The organism is Micromonospora haikouensis, from assembly GCF_000876225.1.
Taxonomy (GTDB): Bacteria; Actinomycetota; Actinomycetes; order Mycobacteriales; family Micromonosporaceae; genus Micromonospora; species Micromonospora haikouensis.
Window position 1 is genome coordinate 1008282 of record NZ_JXSX01000002.1, and the last position, 25433, is coordinate 1033714.

The window sequence follows — 25433 nt, forward strand, 5'->3', positions numbered from 1 at the left end:
GGGGGCCGTGGAATCGGTGTGGATTCCACGTGGATTCCACGGCCCCGACAGGGCTGCGTCAGGCGGTGCGCAGGATGCGGTACCGGCCGTTGCGGTTGATGGCCATCAGCAGCGGTTGGTTACCGGCGGTGAGTTCGGCGAGGGCCTTGGACAGCCACTTGGCCGTGTAGCCGGTCGCGGCGAGCACGTCACCCAGGTCGGCCGGTCGCACCTCGGTGTGGCCCTGTGCGGCGAGGGTGGTGATGTGCTCGCGCAGGATCGCGCGGGCCTGCTCGGGGCTGGACTGCTGGGGCAGGGCGAGGGAGAACCGGCGCGGCGTGGGGGTGGTGTCGAGTTCCTGTGAGGGGTCGACGTCGTCGGGCGGGTCGTTGGGGTTGACGCCGGGGCGGGCGGCCATGGCGGGCACCTCCTGGTCCTCATCGTCGGCGGCCGGTTGGGGGCCGGGTGACGGCTTGGCGGTGTCGGTGGGCATGACGGGCGCGAGAGCGCGCGCGGTGACCGGGTCGAGCGGCCGGCGGACGGTGGCCCAGCCGGCGACGGCGGCGGCCAGGTCCGACCGTTGGGCGAGTTCCGAGCGGCAGGGGATCGCCCACCGGCCGGCGGGGATGCCGGGCGACTCGATGTAGAGGTATCCGGGCTTGCTGCTGCCCCACGACTCGGGGGATGCCCCGGCGTCGACGGTTTCGCCGGACAGCGCCAACGACGGGTCGTCGCGGCTGTCGATGCCGAAGCACACGTTCGTAGCGAACTGGCTGCGTAGCGACGTCGGGGCGCGGTCGTGGGTCCAGCGTTGCTGGGACAGCACGAGGGAGATGCCGGCTGACCGTGCCCGTTCGGCCACCTGTACCAGGGCGGGGTGGCCGGACCACGCGGCCGACTCCTCCACCCACACCGTCAGGTGCGACAGCGAGCACCCCGGCATCCACTCGGTCAGGTCCTCCCGGCCCAGGGCTTCGGTGCGGGCGGGGATGACCTGCTCGGCGAGCACGTCGAAGAACGCTTCCGCGTGGTCGTCCTCGGTGACCAGCAGCGTCAGCCCGTCCTTGACCGGCTTGACGGTCTGGTCGCGCTTGACGGTGTCGACGACGATGAGCGCGCCGTCGGTGCGGGTCAGGTAGTCGGTCATGACCACCAGGGCCCACTCGGTCTTGCCCGAGCCAGTCATGCCGGTCGCGCGCACGTGGGTGGCGGGGCGGACGCCGGGCCGGCCAGTTAGCCACAGCCCGACCTGCTCACCGTCCTCGGCGATACCGAACCGAAGCGGGGCGTCCCCAACCGAGCGGCCGGGCGCGGACGGGCCGGCCCATGGGATCGTGTCGCGGAGCTGGTCGACGGGCACGACCTCGATGCGGCCGGTCCGCACCGAGTCGGGGTCGCGGTGTACGCGCACGGCGGTTGGGGCGACGTCGAGGGCAGAGGCGATCGACTCGCGGGAGCCCTCGACGTCGGAGAGGGTGTCGCCGTGCGGCATCGCGATCGACGCTTTGACCTTCGCGCCGTCGATCTTCGGTCGGCCGATGCGGGCGTCGCGTAGCGCGGCGACCGCCTCGGCGAGCCCGCCGCCGGTGGTGCGGGCGGATTGCTCGTCGGGGTTGGCCTTGGCCATCAGCCGCATGACCGCGACCGCGACGGACGCGGCGACGGTGCCGCCGGCCCACACGTCCAGCCACGGACGTTCCCACGGTGCGCCGATGGTCGCCCCGAGCGCCCACACCGACCCGGACGCGGTGAGCAGGGTCGCCACCCGCTGCCGGATCACACCCCGGGCGCGGCCGGTGGCCCAGGTCAGCGCGGTGAGTCCGCCGCCGGCCGCGGTGATGCCGGCGGCGGCCCACGGGTTGGTGCCCCACCAGTGGTGCGACGCGGCGGCGGCCGGCCACGCGAGCAAGCAGCCGGTGGGGCAGGCGAGGTAGGGCAGGAGCGCCGAACGCAGGTCGACGTTGTAGGTCATCGGGGACAGCCCGCCGTTGCGCGGCATCCGGGACGGGCGGGGCCGCTTCATCGGCCACCCCCGCCGCCGTTGGTGAAGCGGAAGTCGGACTTGCGGGGCCGGTGGCCGACGGCCTCCAGCTCGGGCAGGTAGACGGCCTCGAAGCGGGTCGACGCGGTCACGATGTACTGCGACGCGACCACCAGGGCGTCGGAGGCGTGGGTGATGGGCTTGGCGACCTGGCGGGCGCGCGCCCGGCCGGTGAGCCCACCGATGACCACCCCGCCGGAGACGGCCCGAAGCCGGGCGTCCAGCTCGGAGGCGGTCACGCCCAGCTCCAGGGCGGCGGCGTGCAGGATCCGGCGGGTGTCGTTGAACCACTGGGACAGGGCGACGTTGTCGGTGAGGGCGTCGGCGCCGGTGAAGATGCCACGCTGATCGTGGGTGCCTGCCATGCTGATGGTTCTCCTTCGTGGAGGGCCGGGCGCGGAACGTTTCTCAGGCGTGCGCCGCGCCCGGCGCAAACAGGTGGGGTGGGCCGGTCGGCCCCCGCACCCACCCACACCCCTACCGAGGTGCGGGTGAGCACGGCCGGGTGACCGGTCAGCCCAGGGCCAGGACCAGGGCGGCGGTAAGGGCGGTGCCCGCCAGGCCGCACAGGAGCAGGTCGACGGCGGTACGGACGCGGCGGAACTTCGCCACCGTCGTGCGCGACAGCCACACCAGCTCGTGCGCCCGCAGCGACGCCATGCTCAGCGGCGGTAGCGCGGCGTCGGTCATCAGGTCACCCGGGGCGCTGACGGCGTAGCGGACCAGGCCGTGCCCGCCGCCGAGCGACGGACGCACCGCGCACGCCAACAGGGCCACCGCGACACCGATCACCCCGACCGTCACCGCGCCGGTGGCCAGGGCGGGGGCGGGCAGGTCGGCGCGGGCCAGCACGGCCAGGCCGACGGTGAGGGCGGTGCCGGCGATCGTGAGCAGCGTCGAGGCTTTCGCGTCCACGCGCACCAGCTCGGCGCGCACGGTGGCCAGTTCAGTGGTCAGGAAGCTGGTGTCTGGCACCATCAGAGGTCTCGCCTTCCATCAGGAGGAGTGAGGGCCGGCGGCACGGCACGGGTTTCCAGGCCAGGGGCTGTGCCGCCGGGCAGAGCTAGTCGTCGGCGTGCATCAGGTGCGCCAGGGCCGCGCCCATGCCGAGCACGGCGACGGGCAGGCAGGCCACGAGGGTGGTGATCCACCACGGGGCCGAGGTGACCCCGGCGGCGATCAGCAGGTGATAGGCGACCTGGCCGAGCGCGCCGATGGCGAGGGACCCGAGGGCGGACCACTTGGCGAACCGGGCCGCCCGTGCGGGCACGCGGCCGGAGAGCCACACGTAGAGGGCGAACGCGCCGTAGGTCTCGACGCCGATCGGGAGGGTGATGGCGGTGTCGATGACCCACCCGGACCCGATGCCGGGCAACAGGTTCACCTTCCCGAACCCGGTGAGCTTGCCGAGGCCGACCCAGCCGCCCCAGATGGCGACGAACGCGGGCAGGGCGAGCAGGATCACCGGCCACACCACCGCCCGCCGCGACCGTGCGGGCCGAATCTTGGTACCCGAGCTTTCGACCGTGCTGACCTGCTCGACCGGCGTAACGTCCACCGGCGGCGGGGCGGGGGCCGGGTCCGGTGCGGGCTGCTCGGGCCGGTCGGGCGTGTCCGGGTCCGTGTCGGCGGTGGTGGTGTCCGGGGTGGGGTCGACCGGGACCAGCACCGGCCGGTCGGCGAGGCTGCCACGCAGCACCATCGCGGCGTGCAGCGAGTCCGACCGGGCCTGCCGGGCGCGCTCCTCCCGCAACCGGGTCAGCAGCTCGTTGGCCTTCTCCGACCCGATCCGGAACCGCTTCATCAGCCGGTTGCGCGACGGCAGCGCGTCCAACTCGTGAGCCAGCTTCCGGGCCGCCGGAAGCAACTCGTCCACCGGCTGCGGGTAGCGGGTGCCGTTGATCGTGGGGGCGGTCATCGGGTGTCGTCCTTTCGGGTAGTGGTGGGGGCGGTGCAGCACTGGCCGTCCGGGGCGGGACAGCCGTGCAGGCACGCACCGCAGGACTGCTCGACGCAGTGCTCGCCGGTGTCGTCAGCGGCGCAGGCCACCGGGTCGCAGACGCAGCACTCGGGAGGCATCAGCCCACCGCCACGGCGGCGAGCGCGTCGGCGGTGGCCGTGTCCAGCGGCGACACGTCGAGGTAGTCGGTGGCGTCGGCGTAGATCTCCCAGCCGTGCCACGTCGGGTAGGCGTTCAGGGACCGGACCGGGCGACCGTCGCTGTTGACGCGCTCACGCTCGCTGATCAGCAGATCCGGGGCGTTCAGGCCGGCGGCGTCGAGCCAGGCGCGCAACTCGCCGACCGACCCGAACGTGATCGCCATGGAACTGCCGTCGCTGTGGACGCGGATGCTGGTCGGGGCGGCGAGCAACAGCAGCTCGGCCATCACCGCGCGGTGGCTCTTGCGGTCGGTCATCGCCGGGTCTCCTTCATCCTCGCGGTCGGCAGGTTCAGCGCGTGCCCGATGGCGAACGGGGCGAGCATCACGACAGGGCCGCCGAGCAGGATCAGCAGCAGAAGCAGCCAGGTCACGGGGCACCTTCAATCGACTGGGGGAAGCGGGTCGGCTCGGTGCAGGCCAGCAGGTGACGCGGTAGCCGAGGGACGACGGTCATCACGCGACTCGCCGAACCGGGGCACCGCGTGCGGCGAGCAGGTCCCGCGCCTCGCGGAGCACCCGGCGCTGTGCGCGGCGCAACCGCTGCCAGTCCATCTCGGTCGGTACGGCGTCGCTGAACAGGAGCGTGATCTGAGCGTCGAGCAACATCACCTCTGCCTCGATCAGCGGCATCTCCTGCTCGATCGCGGCGAGGTCGGTGGCGCTCGGCTCCCGGAACTCTTCGGGGTGTCTCTGCGGCTCAGCCACGTCTGCTGTCCTTTCGATCTAGAAGGGGTTCGATTCAGAGATGCGTTTCTCTGTTGCGCAACAAGGTAGCGATACGCGGCGAGGTTGCGCAAGTGGGTAGCGGTAACGTTGTTCGGGTGACTGACCCTCGGGACGAACTTTCAGCAGCTACGAAGCGCTATCGGCGTACCGAAGCGGCCCATGAAGCGGCGCGTGAGGCGGTAGTTGCGGCCGTCGTTGCCGCGCTCCGGCAGGGCGTGGGGCCGACCGAAGTTGAGCGGCTGTCGCCCTTCAGCGGTGCGTACATCCGGAAGCTCGCGCGGCAGAACGACGTACCGGCCGCGCCTCCCGGCCCCAAGCGTGCGGCTCGGTGAGGGCGGGCGGTCAGCTGGCCTTCCGTCGCGTGTAGTCCTCGGCGTCGACCAGGCCGGTGGTGAGCGCGGATTCCTCCATGTCGTCGAGGACCCGAGCGGGGATGACCAGTCGGCCACGGACCTTGATGGCCGGGAACTGCCCAGCGTGGATTGCTCGGTACAGCGTCACCTCCGACATGCCGAGGATGGCGGCGACCTCCGACACCGAGTGGAAGCGGGGGCGCGGGTGGTGGGTGATCGTGCGTACGGTGCTCAACCTGATCTCCTGAACCATCGGGTGGGGCTTGCTCTTGCCGTCTGGAACCAGTGAAATCGATGGAAGGCGCTTCGGCGACGCAAGTCGAATGCAAGGCGCGGCAAGGCAGTGCAACCCTCAGCCACGGGAGACGGCAATGACGAGGATCGAGCGGTGGACCGGCGCTCTGGCTTGTCTTCTCCAGTCGGCATCGGGCATGACGAACGAGAGCTTTGCGACGTGGCTTGGTATAGCGATCAGAACCGTCGCCTACTGGCATAGTCGGCCGGACACCGTGCCCGGAAACTCCAACCAGGAGATCCTTACTGCGGCGCTGGACCGAGTGTCCGACGCGGTGCGGGATCGCTTCTTTCGTATGGTCGCGGATTCGCCCAAGCAACCCGGAATTCCTCGCACGGGAAACGTCGTTCTCGACGTCGTGAGTGACGCCGCGAATTCTGTTGCCAATGATCCCCTGTTGACCAGTGGCCCGGTCGGAGCCGAATCGATCGAGTCGCTACAGGAGGAAATGGCGCTGCTGGCGCGTGCCGGTGGGATGGCCGCGTTCGACACGTTTACCAGCGCCCGTCGTTTGCGGGATGAGGCCAGGAAGCTGGCTGAGCGCACCCGCAGGCCGGGGGACCTCGCGGACCTGTACGTCATCGTCGGCCAGGGGACGGCGCTGATGGCGTCCACCGCGTTCGACCTTGGGCACTGGAACGACTCAGCGGCGCTCGCGCGGGCTTCCACCCAGTACGCGGACCTTGCCGGACACGCTTCGCTCAAGGCGTGGACGTACGGACTGCAAATGACGTTGGCGAACTGGCGCAACGAGCCAGATGCCGCGCTGACCTACTTTGCCCGCGCGATGCGAGCGGCTCCTGACGGTGAGCCGAAACTCAGGCTGCGGTACATCGCTTCCCGCTCTCACGCCCTGCTGGCAGATGCGGAATCGGTCGCCGAGGTGTTGGAAGCGGCCCGGCGTGATCGAGACATGGCGGCTTCCCGTCCCGATGATCTCAGCCGGTCGATCGGCGGTGAGTTTGCGTTCGGGGAAGCCAGAGCGGCGGCGTGCGCGGCGGCGGCCTGGCTGGATCTGCGTAACGGCGAGCAGGCGGCGAAGTACGCCCGTGAGGCGTTGCAGGTCTATCAAGCTCTGCCGCTGTCCCGCCGGCCGTACTCCCAGATCAACGGAACGCAGATCGACGTGGCCGCTGCCCACCTGCACATGCGTGACCGAGACGGCGCGGCCGAAGCGTTGCAGGGCGTTCTCGACCTCCCGGCGCAGAAGCGGAACGTGTCGTTGACCGGGCGGCTGGAGAAGGTCGGTCGGCTGCTGACCACGCCCGCGTGGCGCGAGGACTCGGAAGCGCAGCAGCTCGCCGAACGAATCTCCGTCTGGCTCGCAGAGACGTCAGCCCGTCCGCTCTCCTGACGCTCGCCACGCGGCGAGCACCCGCGCTTCCTTGTCACGGCTGAGCCCGATCTCGGTAGCCCGGTCGTGGGCGCTCACCTCCCCGGTCTCGACCAGCCACCGCCAGGTGTCGGTGACGGTTTCGGCTAGCGGCCGGCAGAGCAGGCCAGCTCGTTGCGCACGGACGGCGTCGACCCGCCAGACGCCCTCAAACGTGCGCCACAGCGGCAGCTCCGACCACTGCCTCACGCCCTGGTCGAGAAGCACGTCATCCGGCACCCACTCGAACCGCGGTGCGGCACCGGTCGCGTCGGCGCACGCGGCAAGCAACTCCCCGAACGTAGCCCCGTCGGTTGGTGCGCAGACGTTGAACGCACCCGAGATGCCCTCGGCGGCGGTGCGCAAGACGAACGCGGCCAGGTCCCGAACGTCGACGGGCTGAATCGACCGATCCGGCGACCCCGGCGCGAGAACCGTCCCACCGGCAGCAACCCGGCGTAGCCACCAGGGCAGCCGACCGATGTACTCGCGGGGACCGAGCACCACACCGGGCCGTAGGACCGTTGTCCGATCCGGGCCGAACGCGGCCAGTGCGGCAGCCTCGCACCCCGACTTCTGGTAGCCGTACTGCGTCGGCCCGTCCTCCGTGTCGGTGCCGTAGTCCGGCCCGGCGTCGGGCGGGCAGTACAACATCTCGGATTCCTCGCTGAGCGGCTTCACCGGCCAATCCCGGTAGACGCTCACCGTCGACATGAAGACGTACCGGCCGGCGACGGGATCCAGCGTGCGAGCCACATCGAGGGTGTTCCTCGGCACGTAGCCGGAGGTATCCACTACGGCATCCCAAGAGCCGGCGGCGGCCAGGGCGTCAACGTCGGCCGGTTGCGTTCGGTCCCCTCGGATCGCGCGTACTCCATCGACGTCCGGCCCGGAGGTGCCCCGGTTGAACGTGGCCACGTCCCACCCTGCGTCGAGGGCGGCTGTCACGATCGTGTGGCCTACGAACCAGGTTCCGCCGAGAACCAGCAAGCGCATTGGACCATCATGCCGGGAAGGAGTCGCCAGGGATGAACGGGGATGTCTCCTGGCGCTCATCGGGTCGAGCCTGACTGTGACCTGTTGCCGAGTTGGCCTGTAGTTGGATCAAGGGCCGCGCAGGCGCGGCACCCGCCCGGCGCACTCGGCCTGCTGGCGGCCTCCGGCCGGCATCGCCCGGCGCGCCGGGCGGGGGTGGATGAGTACGTTCGTGGACGGCAATGCCGTGACGATCGCGAGCGGGGTGGCCGCCGTCGAGGGTAGGGCGATCGCTGCCGCGCCGCTACGCGGCTTGCCACTGAATGCCTAGCTCACTGAGCGGAGCCAAACAGGGGAGAGAAGGCTTGAATGGGCGTCATAGGGGATGGCCTTGTCCTTTGCGAATCCCTGGCCGGCTGATATGGCTAAGCGGATCGCATCTCCTGCACGCCCTAAGGAGGCCCTGGGTGGGCTGCCCGCGCCGACGCTTGGGAGCGCGCCGGCCGCTGTCGTTCTCCGGGCGTCACGCCTGGCGCGCCCAGCGGCCGGCGCGGAAAGCGGGAATGCTCGGGGACGCGGCCGCAGGACTTCTAGCCGTGTGGAGTAGGCCGCAGCAGGCGTGTCTCGCGTCCCACCATCCCCGCGCAGCGTCGGGAGCACACGCCGGCTCCGTCGGCGAACTGCGGCGGTCGCGGGGTTACGGTTACTACGCCTCCGGGGGCAACTCCGGCTCTAGAAGGGCCGGGGCTCCGTCGGTGGGTTGTGGTCCGTGGGTGGTCGCTGTAGGCCACTCCGCCTGCCGTCGACCCGGGCAAGCCGAGCAAACCACCGTCCGAACGCCAGCGTCCGAATCTGTGTCAAGGCTCGCTTGACGTGGCGGGCTGGGTGGCGGCCCGATCCGATCCCCAGAGGGGTGGGTCGACGGCAGACAGCCGAAGTCACGGCCGGGATGCTCGACGGCGTGATTTCGTGGGCTTCAGTTGAAGTTGTGGGCACCGCTGCGACGGCATTCCCTCAGGTGAGATTCCTTCGGGAACGCGAGCCGTGAGTAGCGGGACCTGAATCGTATACCGTCTTCTGTCAGGTAGTGATTTCAGCCGTCGTTAGAGTGACTGATCCGCTCAGTGAACTGATCTGCATCCATGCCTTAAAGCGATCCGAAGAGGAGTAATCCGGGTACGTGATGGAGTAAGAGTCGCTTGCAAGCGTATAGGGCCTGGTGCCGAAAGTTAGCTCCTTTTGGCTGCGCAGAATGCTTACCCCGTTGCGATATATCTGCAGAGTGATGGTCGCCCGGACCGGTTCATTGAAGAGGCCGCTCCCGGTGGGGCACACGAAGCCACCGTAGGCCTCGACTTTGCCGGAGGTCGTGACATCGCTGATGACCACACTTGCGTCACATTTGCCGGACTGATCGAAGCCGTCCTTGGATGCAACCTGTGAAGCTGCGAAGCTGGGTTGAATAAGAGACAAAGAGCCTATGATGGCTGCAGCGCTGACCGCAGTCGAATTGCGAATCCACTTGAAGGTAGTCCGTCGTTGCATCATGAAGGAATAACCCCCGTAGCAATAAGGGTCTGACTAAACCCGGGGCGAAATAGGGTCAGTGTCGCTTGCCAGTCCTGGGTTCCGGCGTCGTCTGCGACGGCGGCGTTGACGGAGTCTGACGATTCCTTGCCGTTCGCGGCCTTGTCCGTCTTCTTTACTGCGACGCCGTTGCGCTTTATCGTGATCGTCATTGTTCCAGCCCAAGTTGAGCCGGTGGGGCAGACGTAACCCCCCCATGCTTCGATTTTTCCTGGAGATCCGACTAGCGCATCATCAATGGTGACATTCGCATCACATTGATTGAAGAATGAATCCTTGAATCCGGTTGAGCTCAGCGCCATTGCTGGAGTGCTGGAAAACAAAACCAGCGCCGCTGCTGTTCCGGTGGCGGCTAGGAATCTCTTGGGGTCAATCATGCGCATAAACTCCGCCTTTTGTTGAGGATCATCGAACGCGATTAGGAATCTATCACGCTTTGGAGTTCATCGCTCTCCCTTCGTGCTTGTGCGGAAGGTTCTTGAGGGAATCTTGAGGGTTGGGCGCATCATCTAGTGGAAGGGAAGCTCCCAGGATCCTGTAGCAAACGGTCGCTGGTCCGGGCTAACAAATCAGGTATCCTTGTTCATCCTCCGTAGTGGTTGGCCTTGAGATGGTGCAGGGCGAGGATGGCCTGCGCGATCGCGGTGGCACGGCGTGGGCAGCAGCGGAGATCGTCCAAGACCTCAGGTCGTGAGGGTGGCGATCGCGAGTTCGCTGCAGGCCCGGATACTTCGCGTGGGCCCGTTTGACGGGCCTCTGCGGACGTGACAGCTTCCGCCGAAAGCGGTGTCTCTTGAAGGGGCTCGCACTCTGCTGCGAGCATCTCGGTAGTCCTTGTGGGCGAAGGTCATAACATCTTTGCTGGCGAGAGCGCTGGTACCGTGGGTGCGGGCAGCGGTCAGGTCGTGGGTCGAGCCGGGCAGCGCGGCCGTGGCCTGGACAAGGCGGCCAGCCGCGTCGGCGATGATCTGGACATTCACGCCGTGGCGGCGGTGGTTCGAGACGGCAGGGCCCATCAGAAGGGCCTCGTGTCGGGCTCTGTGGCCCGTGCAGAGGGTGTGCAATGGTCTTGGCTGGTGGCTCCCATGAGCGGCTGGCATGCCCAGGTCTTGGGTCCAGTAGCGAGCCTGTCTGAGTCGCTTTCCTAAGCCGTTGTCAGCAGAGTGGATGCATCGTGTTTGGGGCAGCATGACTCGTCGCGGCTACCCCTCGGGCTGTTCTGCGACGGTCGCCCGGCGACCTCGGGCAACGTTGATTAGGCCGTCTGCGGTCAGAGAAGCCACTGCACGGTGAGCGGTACCGACCGAGACGCCATGCGTCGTAGCCAAATCAAGGACCGTAGGGAGCGGGTCGCCGGGCTTGAGGCGTCCTGCGCGGATCTGCTCACGCAGTTCCTCGGCAATGACGCGGTACGGGCTGCTTGGCGAGGTAGGCGACGTCGGGCGGGTCGGCATCCGGGCGGCGAGCGTGCCGGCGGCCCTCTGGTCCGACTCGGAAAGCCAAGCGGCGTAGACCCGGAGTGTGGTGGTACCACCACCGCCATGACCGAGCCGTCCGGCGACGGTACGGACGTCGACACCAGCGTTGATCAGCTCGGTTGCCGAGTAGTGGCGTAGGGCGTGAATGTGGCTGTCGATGCCGAGTCGCTTGGCGAGTCGTCCGTATCGCTGGGTGATGGTGTCGGGGCGGTAGCCGCGGCTGTTGTCCGGCTCGGGGGAGAAGACGTAGTCGGCCGGGTCGGTCGTCGCGTCGAGCTGCGCCAGGCGGTCGACGTACCGCGCGTGCAGTTCGGCAAGTACGGCGACCGTCTCGGGGTCGAGGGCGACCCGCCGTTGCTGGTGGGTCTTAGTGTCCTTCTCCTGTAGCGCGCCGTCCGCGTCGAGGTAGGCGCTGCGCCGGAGGGTCAGCACGCCGGCGGCCAGGTCGAGGTGATGCCAGCGCAGCGCGGCCAACTCGCCCCGCCGTGCACCGGTGGTCATGGCGAGCCAGACCAGCGCGCCCCAGTCCGGGTCCCGCCACGACTCGGTGATGATGCGGGCGGCGTCGGTCGGGTTCGGCGGTTGTGGGTCGGGGTGCGGTGGGGCGGGTGGTTCAGCCTGTGCGGCAGGGTTGACCGCGATCCAGCGCCACCGCACCGCCCGACTCAGCGCACCGCTCAGGATCCAGTGGATCTGTCGTACAGACGATGGGCTGAGCGGCTTGCAGACGTGGGGACGGCATCTCGCGGTGCAGGTGTGCTCGCCCTTCACCCGATGCGTCACGAACGCCTTGCCACCGCACCAGTCCCGGCAGCGGCGCAGACTCGCATAGAACGACTCCAACGTCTCGGCGTCAAGCCGACCGACCGGTAGCTTGCCGAGCGTCGGCCGTACGTGCTTGTTCAGCTTGTTCTCGTACCCCATGCGGGTGGTGGCCTCGATGTCGGCCACCTCAAGCCACCGGTCTAGGAGCTGGTCGAGCGTCGCGCGCGTGCGCGGGTTGCGCCGCTCGTCGACTTGGGCCAGCAACCGGGTGCGTGCCTTCTCGGCTTCCTTGGCTGCGGTGCGGCCGGCGGGGATGACCTCGGTCAGGTAGTGCCGCTTCCCACTGATCGGGTCTACCCCCGCGTAGACCTTCACGCGGAGTGACCCACTGGGCAGGGTCTCGACCTCGCCGCGCTGCCGCTTCGTGCGTCCGTTCGAACTCGCCACGCGGCAAACCTAGCTCGTTCGCACCACGGATAGCCCCACGCGGCTCGATCGGCTGAGAGAAAGTGCTGTGCGCCCGGCAGGATTCGAACCTGCGGCCTTGGGATTAGAAGTCCCCTGCTCTATCCGCTGAGCTACGGGCGCGCGCTGGTGGGTCTCGCGCCAAGAGGGTACCGCCGCGCCGAGGGTGCCCGGCGCGACGGGGCGGCCCGTCGACGCGCGTTCAGCGTCGCACGGCCCGGTGCCGGCGGGCACCCCTGTTTCGCCCGGTCAGCTCGTTGCGGCGGCCTCCGCGCTCGGCGTGGTCGCCTCCGCAGGTGCCCGACTGGCCGGCACCTCGGGCGTCGGCTCCTCGGGCGTCGGGCCGGCGGCGAGGAACGCCTCCGCCCACCGGCCCACCTCGACGAAGACCTTCTCCCGCACGGCGGGACCGGAGAGGGTCAGGTCGTGCATGCCGCCGTCGAAGCGGGCCAGGGTCACGTGCCGGCCGAGGCGGGGCGCCCAGCGGACCATGTGCTCCACGTCCAGGACCGCGTCGGCGAGCGCCGCCGAATCGTGCCACTTCGTGCCCCGAAAGGTGCGGGTCGAGCAGGCCAGCAGCACCGGCACCGGGATGTCGAGGCCGGCGCGGAGCTGCCGCTGGCCGGCGCGGACCGCGTTCAGCCAGCCGGCCCGGACCGGGAACCCGGCGAGCGGCTTCCACGCCAGGTCGTACGTCCACTCGCCGCGATGCTCGGCGTGCAGGCTCTCGCCGTACACGGTGCCGAGGCCGAAGGGGAGGCGGCGGCGCGGCGCGCTGCGGCCCAGGCGCGAGACGGCGGCCGCGAGGGGTCTGCGGACCACCCAGGGGGCGTTGATGTCGAAGAAGGGGCTGTTGAGCACGAGCCCGTCGACGATGCCGGCGTCGCGTCGGGCGTGCGCCCAGAGGGAGATGACGAGGCCGCCGGTCGAGTGGCCCATGACCAGCAGCGTGTCGTGGCCGTCGTCGGTGCGGACGATCTTCGCGGCGGCGTCCAGCTCGGGGAAGTAGTCGCCGAGGTCGCGGCAGAAGTTCGGGGTCTGGTGCGCGAGCAGGCTGCGGCCGTACTTTCGCAGGTCGAGGGCGTAGAAGTCCCAGCCCCGCTCGGCGAAGAAGTCGGCCACGTGGGTCTGGAAGAAGTAGTCGACGTAGCCGTGCACGTAGAGCACCGCGCGGCGGGTCGGCCGGTCGGCCCGGCGGCGGACCAGGGTCGCGACGACCGGGCCCTCGTCGTCGGTGCCCAGGTCGATCGTCTGCCGCTCGTAGGGCGGCCCCAGCACATCCGGTTCCACGACCGCGACGGTACGCCCGCAAGCTACCCGACGGTAGCCCCGCCGGGGAGATGGCGGCCCGCCGTGGCGGACACCACCTCCCCACGCGGGGGTCGGATCAGGCGGTTTCGGCGTCGGCCCGGGGTGCGCCGCTGCCGCTGCCGGTGTCGGTGTCGTCCAGCTCGGTTTCGGGCAGGCCCGCGTCGGGCTGGCCGGTGTCGCGCAGCCGCTTGTTGTTGCGCGGCTCCTGCCGGGTCTTGGCGTCGTTGAGCCGGCGGCGCAGGTCGTCGCGGACGTCGTTGAGCGCGGCGTGCAGGTCCTCCTCGGCCGAGGTGGTGACGATCTTCTGCCGACCGGCGATCCAGCACTCCAGGGTGACCTTCTGCCCCCGGGCCTCCCGGTCCTTCACCGACACCTCCAGCTCGGTGGCGTCGGCGTGGAAGCCGGCCAGCCGGGCGTCGAGGGTGGCGAACTGCTCGGCGATCCAGTTCCGGTCGCCCTGGGAGAACCCGGCCCCGACGCGCAGGCACTCGGCCACGGTCGCGGGGTTCGCCACGGCGCTCATCGCTGCGCCTCGCCGTCCGTGCGGACGGAACCGGTCGTACGGGGTCGGCAGGAAGTCATGTCCCGTGGCCTTTCTGATCGGACGGCGTGCCGTCGGTGGTGCTCGCTTGATCAAAGCTGTACCCAGTCACGGGCCGTCCGGAAACGCCTCCGGCGGGGTCACCCGTGGCGCTTCCCGGCCGGGGCCTAGCACATCCGAGCTTGATCAGGTCTTTGTCCACAGGCCGTCGGCTTGTCCACAGGCGGCGGCCTCGCGGTGGCGGCAGGCGGGCCGGGGCGGCCAGTGTCGGCGGCGGGTCGACTCACGATGGCAACCCCGATCTCTTCCTGGAGGGACGATGTTCGATACCTACGTAACGGTCGTCGGCAATGTTTTGACGGCGCCGGAGTGGCGGCGTACCACCCAGAGCGGCACGCTCGTGGCCAACTTCAAGGTGGCCTCCACCGCCCGCCGGCTCGACCGGGGCAGCGGCCGGTGGGTCGACGGCAACAGCCTCCGCGTCCGCGTCAACTGCTGGCGGAAGCTGGCCGAGGGGGTGGCCGCCTCCGTGATGGTCGGCGACCCGGTGGTGGTCGCCGGGCGGCTCTACACCCGCGACTGGACCGACGACGCGGGCAACCACCGCACGGTGTACGAGCTGGAGGCGGTCGCCGTCGGCCACGACCTGTCCCGAGGGCGCGGGCGGTTCCTGCGCAACCGACCGAACGTGGCCACGAGCACGGTCGAGGACGCCGAGGCGGAGAGCCGGGTGCACGGCGAGCCGACCGAGCGGGTCCCGCGCGGGCAGGCCCCCAGCGGGCCGGAGGACCGCCCCTACGACGAGGACTTCGAGCCGGACGACTTCGCCCCGGCCCGCGCCTCCTTCGGCCCGCGGCGCCTGGACGAACTCGACGAACGGAACGATCTGGACGACGACTCCGGCGACGACGACGGGCTCGGTGAGGACGACGGGTTCGACGGCAGCGGCGGACTCGACGGCAATGGCGGGTTCGACGGCAACGACGGGATCGGCAGCAACCGCGGGTTCGATGGCAGCGGCGGGATCGGCGGCAGCGGCGGGCTCGGTGAGGACGGCGGGCTCGGCGCTGGCACCGGCGCGGATGGCGCGTTCGGCGTGGGTGGCACGGGTCGCGCGTTCGGCGAGGGTGGCGCGTTCGGTGACGACGAGGAGTTGACCGGGGCGGGCGTGGCCGGTGCTGGCCCGTCCCCGTCCGGTAGCCCGCTGGGCCTCTCCGAGCACGACGAGCTGTCCGCCGGGGCCGGATCCGACGGCTCCGCGCCGTCCGGCGAGGAGGTCGGCGAGGGGGCTGGCGGCGGGACCGACGGGGTGACCCCGACCCGGCGCGGTCGGCGGGGCCGGGGCCGGGTCGGCGCGCCGGCCTGACGGCCCGGCGGCGGCATGCCGGCTGGGGCGCGGCGCCGACCGATGCCGGCACTCCGGCCGGGGCGCGGCACGGGGCGCGTGCCGGCCGGGGCCCGGCACGGGGCGGGTTCGGGCCGAAGGAGTGATCATGTCGGGGATATGGCGGTGTCCTGGCGCTGGGATACCGCCATGTCGCCGACATGACGTCGCCCAAGCGGGTCGCCCCGGCGGCGCGCCCGGCCCCGCCCCGGCCCCGGCCCCGCCCCCGCCCCGGCCCCGGCCCCGATCCGGGCGGTATGACGCCGCCCCGCTGGGGAGCGGCGGCTAGGCTGCCGGCCGGAGGTGGTGCCAGGTGCGGCAGTCGATCGCCGTGGCAAACGCGGCAGGGCTGGTGGCGGGGTACGCGCTGGACTCCCTCCTCGGCGACCCGCGACGCTGGCATCCCGTGGCCGGGTTCGGCCGGGCGGCCGGGGCGCTGGAGCGGCGCGTCTACCGGCCGGACCGGGCCGCCGGTGCGGCGTTCACGGCGCTCGCCGTGGGCGTGCCGGTGCTGGTCGGGGCGGCGGCGACGGTGGGCACCCGGCACCGACCCGTCGCTCGGGCAGTGCTGGTGGCCGCCACCACCTGGACGGTGCTCGGCGGGCGTACCCTGCGCCACGAGGCGAAGATGATGGGTCGCGCGCTGCGCGGCGGGGACGTGCCGGCGGCCCGCCGCCGGTTGGGGCACCTGTGCGGGCGGGACCCGTCGATGCTGGACGAGCCCGAGTTGGCACGCGCCACCGTCGAGTCCGTTGCCGAGAACACCTCCGACGCGGTGGTCGCCCCGTTGCTGTGGGGGGCGGTCGCCGGGCTGCCCGGCCTGCTCGGCTACCGGGCGGCGAACACGCTCGACGCGATGGTCGGTCACCGGTCGCCCCGGTACGCCCGCTTCGGCACCGCGTCGGCCCGCCTCGACGACCTGCTCAACCTCGTGCCGTCCCGGCTGACCGGCCTGCTCACCGTCGCCGTGGCCCCGACGGCGCACGGCGACCGGGGGCGGGCCTGGCGGGTGTGGCTGCGCGACCGTGACGACCATCCCAGCCCGAACGCAGGGCAGTGCGAGGCGGCGATGGCGGGCGCGCTCGGCGTGCGGCTGGGCGGGCGCAACGTCTACTTCGGGCGGTCGGAGGTGCGGCCGTACCTCGGGGACGGGCCCCGCCCGGAGGCGCGGCACCTGAAGCGCGCGGCGCGGATCTCCGGGGCGGTGGGGCTGGCCGCGCTCGGGCTGGCCGCCGCCTACCCGGTGACGGTCGGCCGGCTGGTCGGCGCGGCGGCGAGGACCGCGCTGAGGAGGACCACCGCGGCGGGCGCTGCTGTGGCGGGGACCGCGCTGAGGAGGACCGCGGCGGCGGGGGCCGCCCTGACGAGGAGCGCGCTCGCCAGGAACGCCGAGGCTGGGAATGCGGCGGCGAGGGCGGGCCGGTGGGGCGGGGGAGAAGGCAGGTGAGCGGGGGGCTGCTGGTCGCCGGCACCACCTCCGACGCGGGCAAGAGCGTCCTCACCGCCGGGATCTGCCGCTGGCTGCACCGGCGCGGGGTGAAGGTCGCCCCGTTCAAGGCGCAGAACATGTCGAACAACTCGGCCGTGGTGGTCGGCCCGGACGGCCGGGGCGGGGAGATCGGCCGGGCCCAGGCGATGCAGGCGGCCGCCTGCGGAATCGCCCCCGACCTGCGGTTCAACCCGGTGCTGCTCAAGCCGGGCAGCGACCGGTCGAGCCAGGTGGTGCTGCTCGGCGAGGCCGTCGACACGGTCACCGCCGGCAACTACCACGCCCTGCGGCCCCGCCTCGCCGAGGCGGCGTTCGCCGCGCTGGCCGAGCTGCGGGAGGCGTACGAGGTGGTGGTCTGCGAGGGGGCCGGCAGCCCGGCGGAGATCAACCTGCGGGCCGGCGACTACGTGAACATGGGGCTGGCCCGGCACGCCGGGCTGCCCACGATCGTGGTGGGCGACATCGACCGGGGCGGGGTGTTCGCCTCGATGTTCGGCACGGTCGCCCTGCTCGACCCGGCCGACCAGGCGCTGGTCGCCGGCTTCGTGATCAACAAGTTCCGGGGCGACCTCGGGCTGCTCCGGCCGGGGCTGGACATGCTGGCCCAGGTCACCGGCCGCCCCACGTACGGGGTGCTGCCCTGGCACCTGGACCTGTGGCTGGACGCGGAGGATTCGCTCGCGTACGGCCGGGTGCTCGGTCGGCCGGCGGCCCCGCACGGCACGGACTGGCTGGACGTGGCGGTCGTCCGGCTGCCCCGGATCAGCAACGCCACCGACGTGGAGGCGCTGGCCACCGAGCCGGGCGTCCGGGTCCGGCTGACCGTGGAGCCGGCCGAGCTGGCCGCCGCCGACCTGGTCGTGCTGCCCGGCTCGAAGTCCACCGTGGCCGACCTGACCTGGCTGCGCGAGACCGGGCTGGCCGACGCCGTGGCGGCGCACGCGGCGGCCGGGAAGCCGCTGCTGGGCATCTGCGGCGGCTTCCAGATGCTCGGCCGGGCCGTGCACGACGAGGTGGAGAGCCGGGCGGGCAGCGTCGCGGGGCTGGGCCTGCTGCCGGTCGAGGTCACCTTCGCCGCGCGCAAGACCGTCCGGCAGGCCGCCGGCACCGCCGCCGCCGACCCGGGCGTCCCGGTCCGGGGGTACGAGATCCACCACGGGCACGTCTCGTCGGCCGACCCGGGGCTGCCGCCCCTGCTCGCGTACGCCGACGGCACCGGCGAGGGAGCCGTGCGTGGCGCGGTGTGCGGCACCCACTGGCACGGGGCCTTCGAGTCCGACGCGTTCCGCCGCCGGTTCCTCACCGAGGCGGCCCGCCTCGCCGGCCGTACCGGGTTCCGGGTGGCCCCGGACACCAGCTTCGCCGCCGCCCGCGAGCGCTCCCTGGACCTGCTCGGTGACATGGTCGAGGAGCACCTGGACACGGCGGCCCTGTGGCGGCTGATCGAGTCCGGTCCGCCCGCTGGCCTGCCGTTCGTTCCACCCGGAGCGCCGCGCTGACCCAGGACCCCATGCCCGGAGCGCCGCGCCGACCAGGTACCCCGGCCACCCGGCGCGCCGCGTCGAACCCACCCGGCGCGCCGCGCCGGAGCGGTTCTCCGTGACGCGCCGGCAGTGACGTGTCGCACATGTCCGGACACGCGCAGGTCGGCGACCGCGAGCCGGATAGCGGGTCGCCGCCGCCCCCGTCGGCGGCCGTCGGGGCCCGGCGCGCTCGCTAGGCTGCGCCGATGATCTTCAATCGCAGGGGGAAGCTGGCGGACCGGGTCGCCGACGTCGAGGCGGCCGTGCGCGGGCGTGACGGTGACGCCATGACCAGGGCCGTGGCGCGGGTCTGGCAGGCGGCGCAGCAGGCGTCCGTGGCGGAGCTGGATGCGGTGCTGCCCCGGTGCGTGGCGCTGCTGCCGCAGCTCGGCACGGGCGCGGGCGGCCAGTTCTCCGTCCTCTGCGGCGCGCTGGTCGAGCTGGGGGCCCGCCCCGACGAGCTGGTCACCCCGGCCGCCGACGGGCTCGCCGCCGCGCTGGCCGGCGCGCACCGCTTCCGCTCCGGCTGGCAGCGGGTACGCGGCGACGACGCCCTGCCCGACCCCGACGATCCCGCCACGATGGACGACGCGCTCGCCGCCCTGACCCAGGCGTACGACGACGAGGCCGCCGCCATCGACGCGGTCCAGGGCTGGTACGCGGCCGGCACCTGGGCGATGCCCGTGATCACCCTGTTGCAGCAGTCCGCGTCGGTGCGCGCCTCGTTCCCGCACCGGGAGCGGCTGCTGGAGGTCGGGGCCGGGCTGGCCGGCGAGCGGCCCGACCTGGAGTGCGTCCTGGGGCTGCTGCGGGTGCTCGACGGCGAGCGGCTGCTGGTGCTGCACCGGGCCACGGGCCGGGGCTGGCGGGTCACCATCGACGGGGTGGCCGACAACTTCCAGTTGCACACCCTGCTGGCCGGGGCGCTCGCCGGCCCGGCGGAGCGGGGGCTGATCGAGGGGCTGACCGTCGACCCGGCCTGGGTGGAGGTGGCCACCGACGCGCCCGAGGACCGGTTCGGCGGCACCGTCGTGGGCAGCTTCAACCTGGTCGACGGGTACGGCAAGTGGATCTGGAACGAGGGCGCCCCGGCGGACATCCCGCTCTTCGAGGACGCCCGCGTCGTGGTCCTGGACCCGCCGCCGTACCAGCGGAGCTGGAACAACATCCGGCGGTTCCCGCTGATGTCGGCGGCCCTGACGGTCGACGGGGCGCTCACCGAGGCCGAGGCGGCGCACTGGCTGGGTCGGGTGGCCGAGCCGGCCTGACCGCCGCCCGGCCCAGCACCGCCAGCGGGCGGTCAGTAGCGGATGTCGGCGGGGCGGTCGGACATCGGCAGCCCCGCCTCCCGCCACGCCTCGACGCCGCCGACCAGGTCGGTGGCGCGGTGCAGGCCGAGCGTCCGCAGGCTCGCCACGGCCAGGCTGGAGCTGTAGCCCTGCCGGCACACCACCACGATCTCCCGGTCGTACCCGGTGGCCTCGGGGATGCGCCACTCGCTGGCCGGATCGAGCCGCCACTCCAGCACCGTCCGGTCGATGACGACCGCGCCGGGCAGGTCGCCCTGATCCCGGCGCTGCGCGTCGGTGCGGGTGTCGACGAGCAGCGCGCCGAGGCGTACCGCCTCGACCGTCTCGTGCGGGGTCAGCCGGCGGACCCCCGAACGGGCCTGTTCCAGCAGGGCGTCGATGCCCGGGCTCATCACGTTGTGGCGCACGGCACGATCATGCCTGCGGCCCGGGGACTCCGCGCACCGAAACGGCCTCGGTTCGACCGGACGACGTACGGCCGACGTGCCCGCCGGGGCGGACCGCTAGCGTCGGGGCCGTGGGGGTGCCGGTCGTCGAGACGTACGCCGGGCTGGGCCGGCGGGTGCTGGCCGGGCCGGCGCGGTTGGGGCGTACCCGACTGGTGGCGGTCGACGGGCCGAGCGGCGCGGGCAAGAGCCTCTTCGCGGCGCGCCTCGCGGACGCCCTGGCGGCGCTGCCCGGCGGCGGGCGACCACCGGTGGTGCACACCGACGACCTGCTCGACGGCTGGGCCGACCAGCTCACGTTCTGGTCCCGGCTGGAGCGGTGGGTGCTCGCCCCGCTGCGGGCCGGGCAGCCGGGGTCCTACCGGCGGTACAGCTGGGTGCGGCACCGCTTCCTGCCCGGCGAGCTGCCCGTCCCGCCCGCCCCCGTCGTGATCGTCGAGGGGGTGTCGGCGGCGCGGGCGGCCGTGCGGCCCGAGCTGACCCTGTCGGTGCTGGTGACCGCGCCCGCCGAGCTGCGGCTGACCCGGGCCGTCGCCCGGGACGGGCCGGGGATCCTGCCCGAGCTGCGTCGCTGGCACGTCGGCGAGCGCGCGCACTTCGCCGCCGACGGCACGGCCGACGCGGTGGACCTGGTCGTCGACGGTGCGCCGGACGTGCCGCACGACCCCGGCACCGAGTACGTCCGCCGCCGGCGTCGGTAAGGCCGGCATACGATGCCGGTCATGACCTCACCGATCATGTCCGACGCCGAGGTGCGGGCCGCCGTCGCGCGGGAACTGCCCGGCGTCCGCGCCGACCTGGAACGACTCGTCCGCATTCCCGGCATCGCCTTCGACGGCTTCGACCACTCGCACGTCGAGCGGTCCGCCGAGGCGGTGGCGGAGTTGCTGCGCGGCTGCGACCTCGACGTGCGGATCGTGCGGTCCGGTGGGCAGCCGGCGGTGATCGGGACGCGGGCCGCCCCGCCCGGCGCGCCGACCGTGCTGCTCTACGCCCACCACGACGTGCAGCCCGTGGGCGACCTGTCGCTGTGGGAGTCCGACCCGTTCGAGCCCGTCGAGCGGGACGGCCGCCTCTACGGACGGGGCGCGGCCGACGACAAGGCCGGGATCATGGCGCACGTCGCGGCGCTGCGCGCGTTCGGCGACCGGCTCCCCGTCGGCGTGGTGATCTTCGTCGAGGGCGAGGAGGAGTACGGCTCGGACTCGCTGGAGCGGCTGCTCGCCGAGCACCGCGACGCGCTCGCCTCGGACGTGATCGTGATCGCCGACTCGGCCAACTGGGACGTCGGCGTGCCGGCGCTGACCACCTCGCTGCGCGGCATCGTCAACTGCTTCGTGGAGGTCCGCACCCTGGACCACGCCGTGCACAGCGGCATGTTCGGCGGCGCGGTGCCCGACGCGCTGACGACGCTGGTCCGGCTGCTGGCGACGCTGCACGACGACGCCGGGGACGTGGCGGTCGCCGGGCTGTCCGCCCGGGAGGGCGCGACCGTGGACTACCCGCAGGACCGGTTCCGGGCCGAGGCCGGGCTGGTCGACGGCGTGTCCCTCATCGGCACCGGCCGGATCACCGACCGGATCTGGACCAAGCCGGCGCTGGCCGTGCTCGGCATCGACGCCCCGGCCACCGGCGAGGCCCCGAACGCCCTGGTTCCGGCGGCGAAGGCCAAGCTGAGCGTGCGGCTCGCGCCGGGCGACGACCCGCAGCGGGCGTACGCGGCGGTGCGCGAGCACCTGACGAAGCACGCCCCGTGGGGCGCCCGGGTGGCGGTGACGCTGGAGCACGACGGTGCCCCGTGCGTCATCGACGCGTCCGGCCCGATGTTCGACGCGGCCCGCGACGCCTTCCGTACGGCCTGGGACGGTACCGAGCCGGTGGACATCGGCATCGGCGGGTCGATCCCGTTCATCGCCACGTTCCAGGAGATGTTCCCGCAGGCGGCGATCCTGGTGACCGGGGTGGAGGACCCGCACGCCCGGGCGCACGGCCCGAACGAGAGCCTGCACCTCGGCGAGTTCGCCCGGGTCTGCGCGGCCGAGGCGCTGCTGCTGGCGAAGGTGGCCGCGGCGGCGGGGCGGGGTCGCTGAGGCGCGGGTGACGCCGCCGGCACGAACCGGAGTTAGGTGACGGAACCGTAACGTCCCAGTTCATCGGGGTGTTTTCGGCGTGTCGCGGGACAGCCTGGTATAGCCTTTCGAACATGAGTACGAACGAGGTGATGGCGCGGCTCGGGGCCGCCGTCAGCGCTCTGGGGGACGTGGACGTCTCCGCGTGGTCCGAGGACACGCTCAAGGAACAGCTCGGTGACCTTTCCACCGCCCTGGTGACGCTCGACGCGCTGCTCTCCCGCGTCGCCGACGAGGTGCGCGCCCGCGGCCTGCGCATCGAGGAGCCCGTCGCGGCCTGACCGTGCGGCCTGCGGTCGTGGCTCGACCGGCAGTGCGCGGTCGGCGCGGACCGGGCTCCACCGAGACACCGGTCCCCGCACGCTGGGGGGCGGCGGGGACCGGGCGGTCCGGGCATCCGGCACGGGTGCCGGGCCGGGGTGACGCGGCGGCTCCGGAAGCGGCAACTTCCGGTGGCGTTCCGCGTATCCCCAGCGGTGTCGGGGGTGGCTGGCAGGATGAGGTGCGTGCGGTTCCTCGACCTGGCGGCCACCTCCGCCGCCGTGGGCGCGACCACCGGCCGGCGGGCCAAGGTGGACCTGCTCGCGGCGGCGCTGCGGGCGCTCGACCCCGCCGAGGTCCCGGCGGGCGCCGGCTGGCTCGCCGGTGAGCTGCGGCAGCGGCAGACCGGCGTCGGCTGGGCCGGGCTGCGCGACCTGCCGCCGCCGGCCGCCGAGCCGACCCTGACCGTCCGCGCGGTCGACGCCGCGATCGACGACATCGCGTCGGTGGCCGGCCCCGGCTCCCAGGCCCGCCGCCGGCAGCTCCTGCACGGGCTCTTCGCCGCCGCCACCGCCGACGAGCAGCGGATGCTACGCGGCCTGTTCAGCGGCGAGCTGCGCCAGGGCGCCCAGGCCGGGCTGCTCGCCGACGCGGTCGCCCGCGCCGCCGACGTGCCGCTGGCCGCCGTACGCCGGGCGCTGCTGCTCGCCGGTGACCTGCGGGCCGTGGCGGTGGCCGCCCTGGGCGGCGGCGCGGCGGCGCTGGCCGAGTTCCGGCTCCGGGTCGGCCGGCCGCTCGCCCCCATGCTGGCGTCCAGCGCCCCCACGGTCGACGACGCGCTGGCCGCGACCGGCGTCCCCGCCGTGGTCGACGTGAAGCTCGACGGCATCCGGATCCAGGTGCACCGCTCCGGCCCCGACATCGCGGTCTTCACCCGCAGCCTGGACGAGATCACCGACCGGGTGCCCGAGGTGGTCGCCGCCGTGCGGGCGCTCCCCGCCCGGGAGTTGGTGCTCGACGGCGAGGCCATCGGGCTGGACGACACCGGCCGACCGCTGCCGTTCCAGCAGACCTCCAGCCGGGCCGCCCGCCGCTCCGCACCGGCCGCCGGGGCCGGCTCGCCCGACGACACGCCCGCGTCGGCACCCGCCGCCGACGGCATCGCCCCGGTCGCCCCGGCCGTGCGCGCCGCCGCCGAGAACACGGGCGAGGCGGTGCTGACACCGTACTTCTTCGACCTGCTGCACCTCGACGGCGACGACCTGATCGACCGGCCCGGCCGCGAGCGGTGGGCGGCGCTGGCCGGCGCGGTCGACCCGACGCTGCTGGTCGGCCGGATGACGGTCGACGACACCGAGGCGGCCGGTGCGGCCTTCGCCGCGGCGCTCGACGCCGGGCAGGAGGGCGTGGTGGTCAAGAACCCCGACGCGCCCTACGACGCCGGGCGGCGCGGCGCTGCCTGGGTCAAGGTGAAGCCGCGGCACACCCTCGACCTGGTGGTGATCGCGGTGGAGTGGGGCAGCGGCCGGCGCAGCGGCTGGCTGTCCAACCTGCACCTCGGCGCGCGGGACCCGGCCACCGGTGAGTTCGTCATGCTCGGCAAGACGTTCAAGGGTCTCACCGACGAGGTGCTGCGCTGGCAGACCGAGCGGTTCCTCGCCCTCGCCGTCGAGCGCGGCGACTGGGTGGTGCGGGTCCGCCCCGAGCAGGTGGTCGAGATCGCGTTCGACGGGGTGCAGACCAGCTCCCGCTACCCGGGCGGCATGGCGCTGCGCTTCGCCCGCGTGGTCCGTTACCGCAGCGACAAGACCGCCGCCGAGGCGGACACCATCGACGCGGTCCGGGCCATCCACGCCGGCCACATGTCGTCGTGATGTCGGGCGGGTGGCGGCATCCCGAGCAGCGGATACCGCCACCCGCCCGGCAGGCCGGTCAGGCTGACAGCGACCGGGCGTAGTTGACCTGGTTGTTGATGTGCATGACCTGCCCCTGGTCGGTGACGGGGATGCGGGCCACGTACTGGTGGGGGCCGTTGCTGACCGTCACCTGCACGGTGCCGTAGTGCCGGGTCTCCTTGATCAGCAGGAAGAGCAGGCTGAAGATGGTGAGGCAGAAGAACCCGAGCACGGCGCAGACGATCGCCCAGGTGGCGACCTTCTGCTCCGTCTGCCAGTAGTCGGCGACGTGCCACTGCGTCCCGGCCAGGGGCAGCACGCCGGCCGGGGTGCGGATCTCCGGCGGGGTGACCATGATCTCGCCGATCTGCACCGCCACCACGGAGGGCGTCCCGTACTGCGGGGCCCCGAGCGGGCTCGCCAGCGCCGGCGGGTAGGGCCCGGCCGGCGGCGCGGAGTACGGTCCGGTGCCCGGCGGCACCGGGAACGCTCCGGTGGCGGGCGGCGCGGAGTACGGTCCGGTGCCCGGCGGCGCGGAGAACGGTCCGGTGGCGGGCGGGGCCGAGTACGGGCCGGTCGCGGGCGGGGCGGAGAACGCGCCCGTGCCCGGCGGGGCGGAGTACGGGCCGGGCGGCGCCGAGTACGGCGCGGCGGCCGGCGGCACCGGGAACGGGGCCGTGGCCGGCGGCGGGGCGAACGGGTCGGCGGTGGCCGGGAAGCCCGCCGGCGGGGTCGAGTACGTCGTCGAGCGCGGCGTGACCGCCCACGGGTCGGTCGACGGATGCGTCGCGGTCACCGGCTCGGGGGAGGGCAGGCCCGGGGAAGCCGGCCCCGGCGAGGGCAGCTCCGGGGAGGGCGGGCCCGAGGCGGGCGGCTCCGGCGGGTGTGGTGGCGGCGTGGGATCAGGGGTCACCGCGACTCCCCACGGTAGTCGATCACCCGGCGG

General features: G+C 72.5%; 21 protein-coding genes, 1 tRNA gene and 4 pseudogenes. 9 read left to right on the forward strand and 17 right to left on the reverse strand.

Translation table 11 applies throughout. The features are described from left to right. Positions 1–58: 58 nt before the first annotated feature. The 7 genes from TK50_RS21185 to TK50_RS21215 form a co-directional block, all read right to left on the reverse strand. The gene (locus TK50_RS21185; RefSeq protein WP_241774063.1) at positions 59–2002 is read right to left on the reverse strand and encodes an FtsK/SpoIIIE domain-containing protein; all 1944 of its coding nucleotides are present in this window, start codon (positions 2000–2002) and stop codon (positions 59–61) included. Next, the gene (locus TK50_RS21190) at positions 1999–2385 is read right to left on the reverse strand and encodes a hypothetical protein (RefSeq protein ID WP_043966229.1); all 387 of its coding nucleotides are present in this window, start codon (positions 2383–2385) and stop codon (positions 1999–2001) included. The genes TK50_RS21185 and TK50_RS21190 overlap by 4 nt, the downstream gene beginning before the upstream one ends. Positions 2386–2533: 148 nt before the next feature. Beyond that, on the reverse strand, positions 2534–2998 hold the full coding sequence (locus TK50_RS21195) for a Pycsar system effector family protein (protein WP_043966231.1): 465 nt from the start codon (positions 2996–2998) through the stop codon (positions 2534–2536). Between the two features lie 85 nt (positions 2999–3083). After that, on the reverse strand, positions 3084–3938 hold the full coding sequence (locus tag TK50_RS21200; protein ID WP_043966233.1) for a hypothetical protein: 855 nt from the start codon (positions 3936–3938) through the stop codon (positions 3084–3086). A 160-nt stretch (positions 3939–4098) separates the two neighbouring features. Continuing rightward, positions 4099–4407, reverse strand: coding sequence for a hypothetical protein (locus tag TK50_RS21205; RefSeq protein WP_043966632.1), 309 nt, complete (start codon positions 4405–4407; stop codon positions 4099–4101). Positions 4408–4635: 228 nt separating this feature from the next. Continuing rightward, positions 4636–4887 (reverse strand): DUF6284 family protein, encoded by a 252-nt coding sequence (locus tag TK50_RS21210; RefSeq protein WP_043966235.1) that lies wholly within the window; start codon positions 4885–4887, stop codon positions 4636–4638. A 363-nt stretch (positions 4888–5250) separates the two neighbouring features. Then, positions 5251–5496, reverse strand: coding sequence for a helix-turn-helix domain-containing protein (locus tag TK50_RS21215; protein WP_241774064.1), 246 nt, complete (start codon positions 5494–5496; stop codon positions 5251–5253). A 136-nt stretch (positions 5497–5632) separates the two neighbouring features. Between TK50_RS21215 and TK50_RS21220 the strand changes: the two genes are divergently transcribed. Next, positions 5633–6910 carry a hypothetical protein gene (locus TK50_RS21220; protein ID WP_241774065.1) on the forward strand — a complete coding sequence of 426 codons (1278 nt, stop codon included), beginning with the start codon at positions 5633–5635 and terminating at the stop codon, positions 6908–6910. Here TK50_RS21220 and TK50_RS21225 read toward each other — a convergent pair. The 8 genes and pseudogenes from TK50_RS21225 to TK50_RS21250 form a co-directional block, all read right to left on the reverse strand. After that, positions 6890–7924 carry an NAD-dependent epimerase/dehydratase family protein gene (locus tag TK50_RS21225; RefSeq protein WP_043966239.1) on the reverse strand — a complete coding sequence of 345 codons (1035 nt, stop codon included), beginning with the start codon at positions 7922–7924 and terminating at the stop codon, positions 6890–6892. The genes TK50_RS21220 and TK50_RS21225 overlap by 21 nt on opposite strands. 1059 nt (positions 7925–8983) lie before the next feature. Further along, entirely contained in the window at positions 8984–9451 is a 468-nt protein-coding gene (locus TK50_RS21230) for a hypothetical protein (protein WP_144420343.1), read from the reverse strand. Beyond that, entirely contained in the window at positions 9448–9867 is a 420-nt protein-coding gene (locus TK50_RS33785) for a hypothetical protein (RefSeq protein WP_144420344.1), read from the reverse strand. The genes TK50_RS21230 and TK50_RS33785 overlap by 4 nt, the downstream gene beginning before the upstream one ends. Positions 9868–10073: 206 nt before the next feature. After that, positions 10074–10485, reverse strand: a pseudogene (locus tag TK50_RS33045) (transposase family protein); the annotation flags it as partial. A 207-nt stretch (positions 10486–10692) separates the two neighbouring features. Continuing rightward, the gene (locus TK50_RS21235; protein ID WP_043966242.1) at positions 10693–12180 is read right to left on the reverse strand and encodes a tyrosine-type recombinase/integrase; all 1488 of its coding nucleotides are present in this window, start codon (positions 12178–12180) and stop codon (positions 10693–10695) included. Between the two features lie 68 nt (positions 12181–12248). Then, a tRNA-Arg gene (locus tag TK50_RS21240) sits at positions 12249–12321 on the reverse strand. A gap of 126 nt (positions 12322–12447) precedes the next feature. Beyond that, a complete protein-coding gene (locus TK50_RS21245; RefSeq protein WP_043966243.1) occupies positions 12448–13488 on the reverse strand; it encodes an alpha/beta fold hydrolase in 1041 nt (346 codons plus the stop codon). A 97-nt stretch (positions 13489–13585) separates the two neighbouring features. Beyond that, a complete protein-coding gene (locus tag TK50_RS21250; RefSeq protein ID WP_043966244.1) occupies positions 13586–14032 on the reverse strand; it encodes an HPF/RaiA family ribosome-associated protein in 447 nt (148 codons plus the stop codon). Positions 14033–14369: 337 nt separating this feature from the next. Here TK50_RS21250 and ssb point away from each other — a divergent pair. The 4 genes and pseudogenes from ssb to TK50_RS21270 form a co-directional block, all read left to right on the forward strand. Next, positions 14370–14993: pseudogene (gene ssb / locus TK50_RS35010) on the forward strand (single-stranded DNA-binding protein); the annotation flags it as partial. Positions 14994–15747: 754 nt separating this feature from the next. Then, complete coding sequence (locus tag TK50_RS21260) at positions 15748–16881, forward strand: cobalamin biosynthesis protein (RefSeq protein WP_082106467.1); 1134 nt, start codon at positions 15748–15750, stop codon at positions 16879–16881. Continuing rightward, positions 16878–18526, forward strand: a pseudogene (locus tag TK50_RS21265) (cobyric acid synthase). Before TK50_RS21260 ends, TK50_RS21265 begins: the two are co-directional and overlap by 4 nt. Before the next feature lie 126 nt (positions 18527–18652). Next, positions 18653–19714: a hypothetical protein gene (locus TK50_RS21270; RefSeq protein ID WP_043966246.1), complete on the forward strand. Its 1062-nt coding sequence runs from the start codon at positions 18653–18655 to the stop codon at positions 19712–19714. Between the two features lie 32 nt (positions 19715–19746). Here the strand turns inward: TK50_RS21270 and TK50_RS21275 are convergent, their stop codons facing one another. Beyond that, entirely contained in the window at positions 19747–20148 is a 402-nt protein-coding gene (locus TK50_RS21275; protein WP_043966639.1) for a rhodanese-like domain-containing protein, read from the reverse strand. 125 nt (positions 20149–20273) lie between these two features. On the opposite strand from TK50_RS21275, the pseudogene TK50_RS21280 reads away from it, so the two are divergent. The 4 genes and pseudogenes from TK50_RS21280 to TK50_RS21295 form a co-directional block, all read left to right on the forward strand. After that, positions 20274–20947, forward strand: a pseudogene (locus TK50_RS21280) (uridine kinase family protein); the annotation flags it as partial. After that, a complete protein-coding gene (locus TK50_RS21285; protein ID WP_199486120.1) occupies positions 20940–22292 on the forward strand; it encodes a dipeptidase in 1353 nt (450 codons plus the stop codon). The pseudogene TK50_RS21280 and the gene TK50_RS21285, both read left to right, overlap by 8 nt. Positions 22293–22405: 113 nt before the next feature. Beyond that, complete coding sequence (locus tag TK50_RS21290) at positions 22406–22612, forward strand: hypothetical protein (protein WP_043966249.1); 207 nt, start codon at positions 22406–22408, stop codon at positions 22610–22612. A gap of 216 nt (positions 22613–22828) precedes the next feature. Continuing rightward, on the forward strand, positions 22829–24466 hold the full coding sequence (locus TK50_RS21295; RefSeq protein ID WP_241774066.1) for an ATP-dependent DNA ligase: 1638 nt from the start codon (positions 22829–22831) through the stop codon (positions 24464–24466). Between the two features lie 58 nt (positions 24467–24524). On the opposite strand, the gene TK50_RS21300 is transcribed toward TK50_RS21295, so the two are convergent. Next, positions 24525–25400: a hypothetical protein gene (locus tag TK50_RS21300; RefSeq protein WP_082106468.1), complete on the reverse strand. Its 876-nt coding sequence runs from the start codon at positions 25398–25400 to the stop codon at positions 24525–24527. Positions 25401–25433 lie beyond the last annotated feature (33 nt).

Bases quoted from the DNA above. Each gene is read 5' to 3' on its own strand.
- TK50_RS21185 (WP_241774063.1), bottom strand. From the start codon at position 2,002: ATGAAGCGGCCCCGCCCGTCCCGGATGCCGCGCAACGGCGGGCTGTCC.
- TK50_RS21190 (WP_043966229.1), bottom strand. From the start codon at position 2,385: ATGGCAGGCACCCACGATCAGCGTGGCATCTTCACCGGCGCCGACGCC.
- TK50_RS21195 (WP_043966231.1), bottom strand. From the start codon at position 2,998: ATGGTGCCAGACACCAGCTTCCTGACCACTGAACTGGCCACCGTGCGC.
- TK50_RS21200 (WP_043966233.1), bottom strand. From the start codon at position 3,938: ATGACCGCCCCCACGATCAACGGCACCCGCTACCCGCAGCCGGTGGAC.
- TK50_RS21205 (WP_043966632.1), bottom strand. From the start codon at position 4,407: ATGGCCGAGCTGCTGTTGCTCGCCGCCCCGACCAGCATCCGCGTCCAC.
- TK50_RS21220 (WP_241774065.1), top strand. From the start codon at position 5,633: ATGACGAGGATCGAGCGGTGGACCGGCGCTCTGGCTTGTCTTCTCCAG.
- TK50_RS21225 (WP_043966239.1), bottom strand. From the start codon at position 7,924: ATGCGCTTGCTGGTTCTCGGCGGAACCTGGTTCGTAGGCCACACGATC.
- TK50_RS21230 (WP_144420343.1), bottom strand. From the start codon at position 9,451: ATGATGCAACGACGGACTACCTTCAAGTGGATTCGCAATTCGACTGCG.
- TK50_RS33785 (WP_144420344.1), bottom strand. From the start codon at position 9,867: ATGATTGACCCCAAGAGATTCCTAGCCGCCACCGGAACAGCAGCGGCG.
- TK50_RS21250 (WP_043966244.1), bottom strand. From the start codon at position 14,032: ATGAGCGCCGTGGCGAACCCCGCGACCGTGGCCGAGTGCCTGCGCGTC.
- TK50_RS21270 (WP_043966246.1), top strand. From the start codon at position 18,653: ATGATCTTCAATCGCAGGGGGAAGCTGGCGGACCGGGTCGCCGACGTC.
- TK50_RS21275 (WP_043966639.1), bottom strand. From the start codon at position 20,148: ATGAGCCCGGGCATCGACGCCCTGCTGGAACAGGCCCGTTCGGGGGTC.
- TK50_RS21285 (WP_199486120.1), top strand. From the start codon at position 20,940: ATGTCCGACGCCGAGGTGCGGGCCGCCGTCGCGCGGGAACTGCCCGGC.
- TK50_RS21290 (WP_043966249.1), top strand. From the start codon at position 22,406: ATGAGTACGAACGAGGTGATGGCGCGGCTCGGGGCCGCCGTCAGCGCT.
- TK50_RS21295 (WP_241774066.1), top strand. From the start codon at position 22,829: ATGAGGTGCGTGCGGTTCCTCGACCTGGCGGCCACCTCCGCCGCCGTG.